The 14,770-nt window shown below is 61.8% G+C and carries 4 protein-coding genes and 2 pseudogenes; 4 read left to right on the top strand and 2 right to left on the bottom strand.

What is annotated here, in order from left to right; all coding sequences use genetic code 11:
- Positions 1-263 (top strand): annotated as a pseudogene (locus tag QR78_RS23910) (hypothetical protein); the annotation flags it as partial.
- On the opposite strand, the gene QR78_RS23915 reads toward QR78_RS23910, so the two are convergent.
- Positions 236-736, bottom strand: coding sequence for a hypothetical protein (locus QR78_RS23915; RefSeq protein WP_244276282.1), 501 nt, complete (start codon positions 734-736; stop codon positions 236-238). The pseudogene QR78_RS23910 and the gene QR78_RS23915 overlap by 28 nt on opposite strands.
- 1,011 nt (positions 737-1,747) lie before the next feature.
- On the opposite strand from QR78_RS23915, the gene QR78_RS34360 reads away from it, so the two are divergent.
- The 3 genes from QR78_RS34360 (at position 1,748) to QR78_RS23925 (ending at position 13,983) form a co-directional block, all read left to right on the top strand.
- Positions 1,748-2,188 (top strand): hypothetical protein, encoded by a 441-nt coding sequence (locus QR78_RS34360; protein WP_125900886.1) that lies wholly within the window; start codon positions 1,748-1,750, stop codon positions 2,186-2,188.
- A gap of 958 nt (positions 2,189-3,146) precedes the next feature.
- Positions 3,147-8,846 carry a beta strand repeat-containing protein gene (locus tag QR78_RS23920; RefSeq protein WP_125900888.1) on the top strand — a complete coding sequence of 1,900 codons (5,700 nt, stop codon included), beginning with the start codon at positions 3,147-3,149 and terminating at the stop codon, positions 8,844-8,846.
- Between the two features lie 364 nt (positions 8,847-9,210).
- Positions 9,211-13,983, top strand: coding sequence for a hypothetical protein (locus tag QR78_RS23925; RefSeq protein WP_125900890.1), 4,773 nt, complete (start codon positions 9,211-9,213; stop codon positions 13,981-13,983).
- 663 nt (positions 13,984-14,646) lie between these two features.
- On the opposite strand, the pseudogene QR78_RS36225 reads toward QR78_RS23925, so the two are convergent.
- A pseudogene (locus QR78_RS36225) lies at positions 14,647-14,770 on the bottom strand (IS630-like element ISAli3 family transposase); the annotation flags it as partial.

The raw sequence follows: 14,770 nt of genomic DNA on the forward strand, positions 1-14,770 counted from the left end.
ACCTGATCACCGACCATCCGGTCCTGACGGTGAAGCGCCTAGCCGGGCTGCTCGGCGTGAGCGTGGCGCAGGCGCACCAAGCTGTCGGGCAGCTCGTTGATGCCGGTATTCTCTTCGAACGTACGGGCTATGCCCGCAACCGCATTTTCGCCGCGACGGAGCTGCTCACCATCGTCAACAGACCCTTCGGACATCCTCCCGCACTTCGCACGGAGGACGACGAAGAAGACAGCAATCAGCCGAGCAGAGGGCCGCCGCTGTAGAGCCCCTCGGCCTGAAACTGCGCCAGTAGGCGGCCCGCCTGCCTCTTTGCCGAGGCGTCCCACTTCTGCTCCTCGAAACCGTGCGCGAACATCGGCAGCAACGTGTTCGCCGCCCGCGCCATCGCCGAGCCCTCCCACAGGATCAGAACCTCGCGGTCGGTCAGGTCCTTCACGAAGTACCAGAGCGTCAGCATCACGCTGAGCGCCGGTCGGTCTCCCCAACCGGCGATCACGCCCTTCCCGATCCGTTCGACACGGCGCAGCAGCGCGTGCTGCTTCTTGCCCACGAGGTCGTTGAAGGGCTCGACGCAGGCCTGCGTCAGGTCGTTCTTCATCGCCGCGATGGCGACCTCGGCCTTCCCTGTCATTTCCGGCCCTGCCGGAACGATCACACCGGGGGCCGACGTCAGGGCCAGCAGGAGGTAGGCCGGGATCGCGACCTCGACCCGCTGGCGATCGGACAGAGCAGGCATGACAGCGTCCTCACGCAAACTGTGCCGGGAGATCTCCACGGCGCTGTCCTCCAATAACCCAGCCTCAGGCGCAAGAGCCAGAGCAAAAACTGCCAGAAAGAGGACTAGTCAGTGAGATGTAAGCATTCGCCCAGTTCGGCGATCAACCATTTCACCATACTAGGAAGACATTCCAATGACCAGCCAGTCCAGCTTCGTTGCTACAGCATTCTAGCATCGGTAGCAGACCAAGCGCGCCGCGCCTGCCCTACCGCGTGATCGCGCTCAGAGTAGAGCTTGCGGCGTCAGAGGTGCGCGCGGACCAGAGCGATGCCTACTCGGATGTGATCCCCTTGTGGTCGCGGCATGGTGCGTCGCGATAGGGCCATGACGGAGGCGCCTCACCGCGTGAAAGACTTTTCGCCGAGACGACAATTGCAACATAGCAAAAAGCACTTCCTCGGCACCGGGTTTGACGCAGGCTCAGCTGGCCGCCGCACGTACTAGTTCATTTCGCTAAATTACTAGTATAATAACTCAAACCCCATGGTCTGCAATCGAACAATTCGAACATGCCGTATTTACGACACATTGCATGGTAAATAGATCTCAGCGCATCTGTGGATGAGATTTGCGAATGGGGTGTACGATGTTGGGAATTGTCAAATTTTATTCACACAGTCGCCGTATCTAATCACACGCAGGCTTCATGCCAAAGATGCCGATGATTCAGACTTAGTTCTCTTTGCGGTTTATCGACTTGTCGACGCATCCTTGGCCAGTCTCATCGCCTCGACGCACTGAACCGTCCGCCTCCTTGACGGCGTAAGCGAACACGGGACGCTGGCGTCGTGCGAGCGTTAGTAGCCGTTGCCGCACTTTTGGATCCGAGTAGTGATTCTGCTGGACTGGAAATAATGGTCATATGGAACCAGATCGTGAGGTAGCCGAGGTTCCCGATTTTGAGTCTACAGTGACCAATTATATGATGCGGGACCTTGTCGCTACTTCTTTGATAGGCGGAATAAAATTATGAATAGCTACCTGATGCGGGCCATCACATTCCAGCCATGCTATGATGCAAAAGAAGCTAATAACCGTTTCAAATATTATCTACTGAATGCTATATTAGCCTATGTGTGGTTTTACGCTTTCAGTTTTATCTTGCCTTTAGTATATAATCTTAGAAGTATATGCCTGTGGCAAAGTATTATAGCAACATTTGCCGCCACACTGTATCTAATAAGGACTCCGATTAAATATGTAAAATGGTTTTTGATACCAATCACTGCAGGTGATTTTATTATTTATTTCCTGCTTGCAAATAGGTTCGTTGCCATAGCTATTGAAGCTAAAATGGACCACGAGCAGATCATGCTTGTACGTATATGTTTTTTCACGCTGTTCGGACTGACTGCGATTTGGCGTGCGGCGGTGGCAACTGTCCTGATGCGACAAATCGATCAAACGTAATCCAGGGGGGAGAGCAATGGACGTCAGAGGAACCTTCAGTCAATACCTGAGCGCTGCAGTCTCATATTTGACATATCAGTTCGGAAGCCCATCAAAAGCGGGAACAATACAAGGGCGCGGCGGTAATTTTACCGTAAACGCCGGTGGCTCCATTCAGACATACGGAGATCTCGGCCGCTCCAGCTTTCAGCAACTTTTAATTGGTGGAGGGGTAGCTGCAAAGTTTTCTGACCAGGGAGATGTAATCGTTAATAATTTTGGCTACTTAATGGGTATTGGCTATAATCTCAACTATAACACGTCAACTAACACATTTGAAACAGTGCAATTTGGCATCATCTCGGGGCTTGGATATTCTATCCTCGGTGGAGGGGCTTCAGTTCAAGTGGGGCTGGCAATGTTCGGCCTAGATACGATCAATGGGCAACGCCAATTGGCATTCTCAAGCTTTATCCAGGGCTCTGTTGGTGTTGGGGTTGTTGAACTTGTTGCTAGTCCGCAGTATCAAGTCGGTATTGTGCCCAATTTTGATCCGGGATCAAACAGAATCGAGTTTGGCGATCCCCAAAGTAATTTCTTCTTCAATTTTTCCAGCAAAAATACGGAGCTTAGTCCTTCAATAAGAGGTGATGTTGGGTCCCCCGCAGATGCGGCGACTGGCATCTTCAATGAGCCGAATACAGGCCCATCAGATTACGATAGGACAGGTCAGGGGTCGTTCGGCAATCCACGTGAGGGTTTATCCGACACCTATCTGACAGCGAGCAACAATCAAACTTTCCCGACTTATTCGGATTCGAGCGGATCATATCCATATACTGATGGCCCGCTTCAGAGCCCCAGCTCGGCCCAATCGAGCGCCGGGAATCCAGCCTCCTACGGTTTAGCAGATACCGGAAATCCAGCCCCCTATGGTTTAGCGGATAATACGGCGCTGACTGGTCAGTATCCGGGAAGCGTGGATCAGAACAGCATTCTTACACCTGGACAGACAAGCTCGTCCGATAAATCAATAGCGCTCGATACGATTGATGTCGCGCCCGGTCAGAACGCCGTTGATACGTCATCGACCACGTTTAATGACAAGCTCGCTTATAACGAAACTTCGGACTACACGCTTTCTGACGATACATATAACTATTTCGACAGGGAGTTTAGCGATGGGTCATCCTTCGGAAATGACTTCGGCGATCCCAGCTACAACGGGTACAGCGGCTTCGACGGATACGGGGGCTACGGGGGCTACGACGGATATGGCGGCTTCGACGGCGGCGGCTTCGACGGCGGCTCCGACTACGGCCCAATCGTCCTCGACCTGAACGGTGACGGCATTTCGATCACCCCGAAATCGTCATCAAACATCTTCTTCGACATGGCCGGTGACGGTCGCCAACACCACACCGCCTGGGCTGGCGCCGGCGACGGCGTACTCGTCTTCGACGCGGACAACGACGGCAAGATCACCCAGCAGAACGAGGTCGTCTTCACCGCCTGGGACCCGACCGCGGCGACCGACATGCAGGCGCTCCTCGACGTCTTCGACACCAACCACAACGGCGCCCTCGACACCGGCGACGCCAAGTTCTCGCAGTTCAAGGTTATGGTCACCAACGCCGACGGCACGACGACACTCAAGTCGCTCGCCGATGCCGGGGTCGCGTCCCTGAACCTCAAGGCCGACAAGACCGGACGTGTCTTCTCGGACGGGTCGACGATCGACGGCCAGGCGACCTTCACCCGGACGGACGGAACCACCGGAACCGCAGCGACGGTGTCGCTCGCCTTCGACGCCGCCGGCCAAACCGTCAAGTCGACCACGACGAAGAATACCGACGGCTCGACCACCCTCGACAACCGGACCTACGACCCGAGCGGCGAGGTGACCGGGGAGATCGTCTCGACCACCTCGGCTGACGGACTGACGCGTACCACGAAGTTCGACACCGGCGGCGACGGCGTGTTCGAGAACGTCCAGACCGTCCGGACCGCCGCCAACGGCGACGGAAGCCGCACCGAGACGCTGTCGAACGCGACGGCGAACGGGATCCTGCGCGACCGGACCACGACGACGACCAGCGCCGACCGGAAGACGATCACGATCCTGCGCGACCAGGACGGCAACGGCGCCAACGACCAGCGCGAGACCGTCCTCGTCAACGCCGACGGCAGCAGGGCCAATACCGTGTCCGACCTCGCGCCGAACGGGTCGGTCGTCGGCACGGTGCAGCACCTCGTCTCGGCCAACGGCCAGACCGGCACGACCGCACTCGACAGCAACGGCGACGGCGTCTTCGACCTCACCACCGTCGACCAGACGGTGACCAACGGCGACTCCTCACGGACCCAGACGGTGTCCACGACCAACGCCGACGGATCGCTGCGCGCGAGAAGCACTCTGACGACGAGCCCCGATGCCGCCACGCAGACGCTCCAGGCGGACGCGAACGGTGACGGGGTATACGACCTGACCCGCACCTCGACGATCGTCCGCAACAGCGACGGCAGCACCACGACGGCGCAGACCGAGAGAAACGCCGACGGGTCGCTCAAGGGCAGCCTGAGCACCCAGATCAGCGCGACCGGCCTGTCGATCACCCGCAAGCAGGACGCGGACGGCAACGGCACCGTCGACGTCACCGCAACCGATGTCACGGTTGTCAACTCGGACGGCAGCCGCACCCAGACCCTCTCCACCCTGAACGTCAACGGGACCCTGCTCGACAAGACCGTGATCGTGAAGGGGGCGGACGGCGTCTCGCGGACGACGAGCCTCGACGTCGACGGCAACGGTGCCTACGACACCGTCGACCAGGTCACGGTCGCCTCGGGCGCGGTCACCGAGACCGTCTCGAACTACCTGCCGAACGGGACGACGCTCAAGAGCCGGCTGACCAGCTCGGTCAGCGCGGACGGGCTGACCAAGACCGTCCAGAACGACTTCAACGGCGACGGCCGGGTCGACAGCACCAGCGTCGCCCAGATCGTCAAGAACTCGGACGGCAGCGCCACCACGACAACGAGCGAGAAGGGCTATAACGGCACCCTCGCCTCGCAGAAGGCGGTCACGCGCAGCGCCGACGGGCTGTCGTTTACGGCTCGCAGCGACGTCAACGGCGACGGCACCTTCGACTTCACCGCGACCTCCTCGACTGTGCTCAACGGCGACGGCAGCCAGACGATCACGACATCCCGGACCAGCCAGAACGGGACGCTGCTCGCCCGCTCCGTCACCGCGATCAGCGCCGACCGCAACACCCGGTCGATCACCAGCGATACCAACGGCGACGGCGCCTCCGACGCAGTCGAGACGGTCGTGACGCAGGCCGACGGCAGCGTCGTCGACACGGTGAAACGATATGCTGCCAACGGGGCGCTGATCGCCTCGATCACCGCGGCCACGGCGGCGAACGGCCTGTCGAGCACCGTCCGGACCGACGTCGACGGCGACGGTACGACCGACCAGACGACTTCGGCCGCCACTGTCCTCAACAACGACGGGAGCAAGGTCACAACAACGACCTTTAGCGGCAAGACAGGGAACCTACTGAAGAAGACCGTCTCGACGACCGATGCGACGGGTCTGACCACGACTGTGCAGACTGACGTCGACGGGAACGGCTCGGTCGATGCGGTGAACTCGGCCGCGACCGTGCTCAACCGGGACGGCAGCCGCACGACCACCGCCCGGCAAACTGCCGGCAACGTAGTCCTCGGCAGCGTAGCGACAACGGTCTCGGCGAATGGGCTCGCCACCACCACGGTGAGCGACCTCGATGGCGACGGCAGCACCGACCGTACGGTCTCGGACGTCGTCGCCCTCAACGGCAACGGCACGCGGACGGAGACGGTGTCCCGCAAGGCAGGCTCGGGCAGCCTCATCGGCCAGACAACGACGACCACCAGCGCCGACCGCAAGACGGTGACCGCCGCGATGGATCTCGACGGCAACGGCAGCACGGACACGACCGACACCACCGTGCTCCAGGCGAACGGCAGCATCGTCGAGACCAACGCCGCCATGAACGCCTCTGGCGGCCTGATCCAGAAGGTCGTCCGGACCACTGCAGCCAACGGGCTCTCGGTGACCCAGACGCTCGACGCGAACGGGGACGGCACCGTCGACGAGACTCAGAGCGACGCCATCGTCTTCAACGCCGACGGCAGTACCACCGAGACGTACTCGGACAAGAACACCAGCGCGAACGTGCCGGCCGGCACCTACGGCGACACCAGCAAGGTCGTGACCACGACGAGCGCCAACGGCCTGAGCAAGACGATCACGGTGAGCGGCAACAACGAAGGCTTCAGCATCGCCCACACGACGACGGACGTGATCGCCTTCGGGGCCGATGGCAGCCGGACCCAGACGACGACGGTCACGGCTCGGAATGGCAACACGCCCTACACGGTCAGCAAGCGGGTCATCACCGATTCCGCGCACGGTACCACCCACACCGAGCAGCTCGATGAGTACGGGACCGGGACCTTCAACATCGTCGATCAGACGGTGCTGAACACCGACGGAAGCACGACCCGGACCTACACCGAGAATACGCAGGCGGGTGCTCTCTTCCGCAAGGACGTGACCACCACCAGCGCCAACGGCCGGAGCATCGCCGTCCGGCGCGACACCGACGGCGATGGCAATGACGACCGGTTCGAGACGACGACCCTGAACGCCGACGGTACCCGCATCGACACGGTCTCGACCCGGAGCAATGCCGGCGCCCTTCAGAGCCAGACGACGAAGACCACGAGTGCGGACGGCCGCTCGACGTCCCTTGCCTACGACTACGACGGCGACGGCCTCACCGATGCGATCACCACCCAGGTGTCGGTGGTGAACGCGGACGGCAGCACGACGCAGACGCGTAGCGACCTCAACGCAACCGGGACCTTGCGGGACCGGATCGTCCTGACGACCTCGGCGAACGGCTACGCCGTCACCGGCACGATCGATCTCAACGGCGACGGCACCGCCGACGAGACCTTTTCCGACAGGATCGTGCTCAACAGCGACGGCACGCGGACGGAAACCACGAGGACGGTGTACGCCGACGGAGGGCTGAAGGCTCAGACCGTCCGGACCACGAGTGCCAGCGGCTTGATCGTCACCGTGAACACAGACCTCAACGGCGACGGAAAAACCGATCTCACGGTGGTCGACACGACCCTGAGCAGCGGCGCCAAGACCGCCACGATCAGTCACTTCGCTGCTTCGGGCGCGCTCGCATCCAGGGACGTCTTCACGACGAGCGCGGACGGGCGGCTGACGACCATCAGCCGAGATTTTAACGGAGACGGGACCCAGGACGTGCTGGAAACCCAGAACCATGTCGCCGACGGCAACGGCTCGTACGATGTCGGGGCGGCCGACGCCTACTCGGCCAAGTACGAGGGCAACCACTGCATCGACGAAAACGGGGTCGACCAGATCAGCATGACGCCGGACGGCGGACGCACTGGCTACTACGCGACACAGACCATGCGGCAGGAGGCCGAGAACCGCGCGAGCTTGGGCAGGATCTACGATGTCCTGCTCGACCGGGACACCTCGTCGGCCGAGAAGGAGAGCTACTTCCAGTACGCGGATTTCTACGGCGTGATCAACGCGATACTCGGCAGCAGCGAGTTTTCGCAGAAGTACGGGACCATGACGGATGCGCAGTTCGTCGAGGAGATGTATAGAAACGCATACGATAGGTCCGCGAAACTCAGCGAGCTGGATGATTGGCTGACCAAGCTGAAGTCCGGGGCAGCAACCCGAACGTCGCTCGTCGACACGCTGGCGGAGAGCGCGGAGCACCTCGTCAAGGGCAATACGCACGCTGTGACCAACAACAGCGAGAACATCTCCGGCTCATTCTCCTACGACCACAGTATCGACAAGGCTGATGTGGGCAACACTGTCGATCGCCTGTACGGCACGGCGCTCGGTCGAACCGCCGATGCGAGCGGCCGGTCGAGTTTCAGCGGCGTTATCCTCGACGGCAGCTATACCGAATCGCAGGTAGCCGGCGCCCTCATCGGTTCAGGGGAGTTCCAGCAGAAGTACGGCTCACTCTCCGACGCTCAGTTCGTGGCGCAGATGTATCAGAACGGCCGCAAGCAGGCCCCGACCGCGGCCGAGCAGGCGAGTTGGACGCAGAAGCTGGGAGCTGGGACGATCTCGCGTGCCGACCTCGTCGTTGCGATCGCGGACAGCCCTGCGCCAGGCCCGACGCAAGGGGACGACAATCTGTCCGGATCGTCCGGAGCCGACAACGTCAGCCTGGGGAACGGCAACGACACGTTCCGCGGAGGAGCCGGGGCCGACACGCTCTATGGCAACCAGGGCAACGATGTCCTCTACGGGGAGGAGGGCAACGACGTTCTCTATGGCGGCGAGGGCAACGACACCCTGTTCGGGGGCCTAGGTAACAATACCCTCCAGGGTGATGCCGGAGCGGATCGGTACGTGTTCACGGCGAACCAGGGAGCCAGGGACCTCGTCCTCGGCTTCAATCAGTCCGAGGGGGACCGGCTCGATCTCCAGGGTCAGACCTATACCCTAGGCACGGCCTCGAACGGCGATGCCCTGCTTACCCTGTCGGGCGGTGGGACGGTGGATCTCGCCGGGATCCAGCAGGCCCAGGTCAACGCGAACTACTTCGCCTGAGGCATAGGTCAGGAAGCGGTTCCAGTCCGCTGGCTAGGGCGCTCCTTTTAAGGAGCGCCCCCGCGGTGAGGCCCGCAAAGCAAAGCAAAGCTTCGGCGGCGGCGTCAAAGGATCCTGCAAATTAATATCCAACAATTATATCACACTTGATCTCGATATAACTATGCCAAACACATGCTGCCGCCTTTGTATTTAAATTCGCTTCAGAGAGCGAGTTCCCCACGGCTTTGTCGGGCCTTGGTTAAGATGATCGGGTTCGGCGTGGCGAAGCCAGACGACAATCGCCAGCGAGGCTGTACGGGCTATCAGCCGGCGCGTAGTCTGCAGCTGTGATCGGCAGAAAGCACAAGCAGGTTTCGCCACGATGGCTGTCTCGACCACCGGCAACGCAAGGGCCGCTGTTGGCACCCCTTCCCCGGTCGCGACTCAGGTCGCTCAACCAGACCCCATCGAGGCGTTCCTCCGTGCGCTGCGCCACACCGGATCATCGGGCTTCGAAGGTCTGATCTCGAAGCTTCTTGAAGCCGCGACCGGTCAACGTTTCGTCCTCGCCGCAAGCGGCTACCAAGCAGGCATGGACGCCAGCTCGGAATCCAGGACGGCACCGGCTAACCACATCAAGGCCGAGACCAAGCACTACTTCAAGAGCGGCCTCGACCTGCGGGAACTGACCGCTGAGATCCTGCAGGCAGCAAAGGCCTCCGATTTCGATCTGTGGGTCCTCGCCGCGACTTGCGCCGTGTCCGCCCAACACGCTGCCGAACTCGAAGCCCATGCCGCGGAACGTGGCGTCGAATGCTTGTTTCTCGACCGGCCTGGGCAAGGGTTGTCGCGGCTATACGTCCTGATGGCGGCGCATCGCGATGTTGTCGGGCGATTCGCCAGGGACGCTGCTTCACCTATCGGCTCGGCAGCTCTCGACGTGGCCCTCGAGGCAATAACCCATGACGCAGGCTACGCCGACGCACTCGCGCAGATCCTGGGTAAACTGAGCGGCACAGCGCTCGGCTACGAGGACGCCAGCCGGCGGGCGGCTCGAACCCTCAGCGGGTGGCTTTCGGACGACGGAACCGCCGAAGCGGAGTTCAACCAGCGCATCGCCGTCAAGGCCCCTGGCTCCGGCTATGTGCGCCGTGGGCACATACACGATCTTCTGACGACATGGTGGGCCGGAAACCCAGCAGAGCGCCGGCACGCCGTAGCCCTCGGCGAGGAGGGCGAGGGCAAAAGCTGGGCGGTGTTCGCGTGGGCCGAGGTGGGCGCGGGCAACGGTCGTTTGCCTCTCACGCTCGTCTTCAACGCTTCCGTTCACCCGCTCGCGAGAGGGGCGACGATCGCGACTGTCCTGCCGGAACTCCTGACCCGGCACACGGGGCTTCACGGAAAGGATCGTTGGGAGCGTCGCTTGCAGGCGTGGCTGGCCGATCAGCAAGCTCCGAAACCTCTGCTGTTGATCGTGGTCGACGGATTGAACGAGCGGACGGACGTCGACTGGATTAGCTTCTTCCGACCGCTGCTCCACACGCAGATGCGTGGTCGCGTCGTCGTGCTGGCTACCGACAGGCCGGGACACTGGGAACCCGAGTGCAAGCGACTCGAACGCGACGGTTTCTGTCCGATCCCGGTGGACGGCTATGCGGACGCGGAGCTCGCCGAAGCTCTCGACGGCAGCGGCGTGCCAATCTCTGAGATCCCGGATGGTTTGCACGAGTTGATCCGGACCCCGCGCTACTGCACCCTCGTCGGTAAGTACTTCGACGAGATGCGCATCAACAACGACTTCACGAAGGAACGCTTAATCCTCATCGACGCGAGATGCCGCCGCGATGACAAGCGCGGGCACCCGCTGTCGGAGGATGATTTTTACGAGGTGATCCGAGCCCTTGCATCGCGCTGGCAGCATTGTCCGAACTTCAGTCGGCAAGACCTGCACGCTCTTCTTCCTGGTTTCGACGCCAGCAGGCAGACGTATCAGGAAATCATCGACGGGGGCCTTCTCGTCAGAAGCGACAGCGCCACTGGTCGCCGTTTCACGGTAGAACCGACGCGGTTGGTGTTCGGCCTGGGCATGCTGCTCGCGGATGACGTGCGTGTGGCGTCTAACGGGCAGAGCGCAACGGCTACCGCGGAGATCGTGGCGAGATGGCTCGAGCCGCATGCCGAGATGGATCTGAAAGTGCGGATCTGCGCCTCCGCCATATTCCATGCGCTGCTCGATCCCGAGTATCCGGGGGTGGCCCGACGCGAACTGATCCGCATCTGGCTCTCGGCGCGCAATCGGTTCGGCGACGAAGACGAAGCGCGCCTCGCGTTCGTGTTGAGGGCGCCGGACGATTTCGTCTCCATCGCCGAATCATTCTGGTCGTCTCGCGGCGACAAGGGCTCCGCCCAGGCCTACCTGGCAATGGCCTTCAGCCAGTACCGAGAGCACGACGTTCTCGAACCGCTTCTAGTCGAAGCGGTCGAGCGCTGGGCGGGGTACGTGCATCCCGCCGGCTCGCCTCTCTTGCGGCACGGCGGAGCGGCGGAGGACTCCTCCCGCCGCGCAGCCATTTCGGCCAGGATCGGCCACACGCCGATCCCCGGACCGCTCGAGGTGGCCGGCAAGCGCCTGACCATCGTCGAGGATGACGGTTTGCTGAGGTTGATCCGCTTCGGGCTCCTCCTCATGTCCGCGGGTCGTCGTAGCCCGTTCGCAGGGGCGCTCGCGACCTGGGCGGTAGCCGCTGCTGTGTCGGGTGGCGCGACCGAGTGGGATGCCGCGGCGTGGGTCGTGAGGTTCGCAACGGACGATCCGGAATCCAGCATTGTCGACGAGGCCCGCACGCTCCTCGCTCGCGGAGAAGTCGTGGCGACAACAGCAGCCCACACCCTTCTCGAAGTTGCCGGGACTAAGGCCGCAGCCAAGCTGCAGGCAGAGTTTCCGCTGCCAGTGCCCCATGAGACCACGGAACGGATCGCCAAGCACAACGCGGATCCCTGCAACAGCTTCTACGCTTGGTCCGAGGAGCAATGCGAGCGTTGCATCGACGAGCAAGGAACTCGGCTCGATGCCCTGCTCAACCGGGCGGAACTCTCGCTTCTGGATCCCCAAAGGCTCGTCCCGGATCACCTCCTCACCCGTCTGTCGGAGGCTGTCGGCAGGATAGATCCCGCGGCCGTCCACGCGACCTTTGGTCCAAACTTCGAGACCCAACGATTCGAGGATTTGCTGCCATTCGCCGCCCGCGTACCCACGGATCTCCTGGCGTTCATGCGGCGTGTCGTAGCAAGCATGCCGGCACGTACGCTCCAGGGCAAACGACAGCTGGCGCTGCAACTGCCTGGGTTTCAACCCGTCATGCAGGATTCCGAGGCAGCAGCAGTGAGGGAGGTCGTCACCGACCTGCGCCGCGGTGGGGCGAGCTGGCCACGCCCAGATGCCGGCCCGGACGCCGCCCAGACCGCGGAGGCATTCTCGACTTTGGGGCTTCTGCCCGGCATGAGCCCCGACGAACGCCATCGCTACTTGATGGCCCGCCCTCCGAACGCCTTCGACCTCGACGATTTCGAACCGTGGCTCGAGCCGCCCTCCGAGGCCATCGCCCAAGAAGCTCTTCGGGTCATCCGGACTGGGGGAGAGGATGCATCGCCGATCCGGGCGCTCTGGTTGGCGGCGCACCATCGGGCGGAAGCGACCGCAGCCGACCGTGACGCGGTCGTGGCGCTGGCGTGCGCGTCCGACCCCTTGGCGCGCGGACTCGCGCTACGATTCGCGTGCATGACGGAAAACGAGGATATCGGACGGCAGATCGTCGACCTGGGGCTGTGCTACGACGACCCCGATAATCCTTGGGAGAACGAGTGGGGCAACAAGCTCCTATCCCGGTTCGGGGGCCACATCGCCTTCGAGGAATTGAGCCGGCGCGTGGACCCCGCCGCTGCCAGCTTTCACCTCGTCGAACGCGGATGCCTTGAGGACGACGTGCGACGTTTCGCCGCCGCCTTGAACGCCGTTTTGAACGAGGAGGTTTTCGTCGATGGTTCGCCGTCGCAGGGGGGCGTCCCACCCCAATTGCGGATGAGCCCCGCCAGTGGCGCCCTCAAACCGGGTCTGGCACCGTTGGCCGAGGCCGCCAGACCCGATCGGACGCTCCTCAGCGCCAGCGCGAGCTGGACAAGCGGTAGCGAAGCAGGTGGCGATACATTGGGTGAACTGCTGAACCCCCTCGACGACGAGACCGATATGCGGGCGGCGGCCTCGCCCCGCGATGCGGCCGCGGCGGCGCGGCGCATGCCTGCATTCAAATGGTATGCGCATCGCTTCCACCCGGACGCGCTAGCGGCGGTCATAAGGTCCAATCTCGAGATGGGCCAGCGCTGGGCGGACGAAGCTACGGCTCCCGGGCAGGCCGGCCGTCGGCTCAGGATGCGGTTAGGAGCATACTGCTTCAGCCTCTGCCAAGCTCTCCTCAAGGTTGATCCGGATCGGGGTATCCGATTGATGAAGGCCTTGAAGGACCCACGCGGCACCGTCAGCTTTGACGAGGCCGAACTTCTATTCGACGCTCCTCGGTCCACATCCGTACTCGACGCGCGGGAGTCGACGATGCGCAGGTGTCTGTCCGACGCATCGGTGGCCGCTTTCGCCCGCACAGCTCAACGCGGGGACGACGCTTGGCTGATCGCCACCATCGAGCGACTGGTCACGGCCCCCCCACTGCGGGATCGGGCTCTTGGCTTGGCGTTAGCGGCATTCAGCCGGCGGGAATCGGCGGAGATCAAGCGGTTCGCGGATCTGGCCGACATCCAGGGAACCTGGGTCGCTGACGTGATGCCCGCATTGCATCGGAATCACCGTCGGGACGTCCTGGCTGGTATGTGGTTCGATCGGTTTTGGGCCGAGACAGCGCCCGATGCAGCCTGGGTAGCTCTGCAGGTCGTCGCGCATCTGGCGGATCAACGCTTTGAGCTCAGATTCAGCGAAATCGAGGCTGAGTCGCACCGGGCTTCCACGCGGTCGCGAATGATTAAAATGAACCGGTTCGCGCTGAAGCAGGCGCTTAAGAATAAACGCGATCGGGAAAATAGGTTGTTCAGCATTAGAATCCAAAAGGACCAAATCTTCCCTTTCATCGGAGACGACGCGATGTTCTGAACGGCAGGGTGATCGCATCCGGCTAGCCATCCGCCTAGCTGCCGAAAATAGGCCCGCGCCGACGTATGTCCACTCCGTCGGGCTGCGTTGCTCGCTGACGCGCTGCCTGCCGGGTATCAGACGCCGACCGCGACCTCGAACCGGGGGCAACTCGCTGCGCCGTACGTCCTACCCGACCGTCTTGTGGCGGTCGGGGAAGGCTTCGCGTTGGGCATGCCGCGCTTCCAGGCGGGCTCACCCGGTTCCTCGCAGCGAACGCAGTGTTATCGGGATCGCCAGCGGGACGAGGCGGTGTTCTGATGCCTTGCGGTGTTCTGCCGCCTCAAGGACTTCCGCCTCCTCGCCATTCTCTATGACAAGCTCACCCGCAACTCTGCCACGGTGCTCGTCCTGGCCGCCGTCATCGTGTTCTGATACTAATTGAGTATTGACGCGTTGCGGTAAGCTAAAAGACAGCACCTTGCGCACACACTGACCACAAGGCATACCGGCGCTCCAAGGTAAAGATTTAGATCAATGAAAACGATATTGTTTTCAGTGTCCTTGGTGACTATTTCATCTATTTGTGCGAAGGCTCAATCAGAATATGAAACGGCTATTTATGTCCTAAATGGTGAACACAATCGCACAATTGCTAGCAAGGACTATCTAATACCGCCGCGCCTAAGCATTGACGCGTGCGATGTATGGGAAGTTTGCGATGGAGCGGACGCGCTCTGGCTCAGCGGTGAGTGCGTTCCAGGCGGTGCAGCAGGCCTCAACGATCGCCTCGTAGTCGGGGAAGACG

The organism is Methylobacterium indicum (genome assembly GCF_001043895.1).
Taxonomy (GTDB): domain Bacteria; phylum Pseudomonadota; class Alphaproteobacteria; order Rhizobiales; family Beijerinckiaceae; genus Methylobacterium; species Methylobacterium indicum.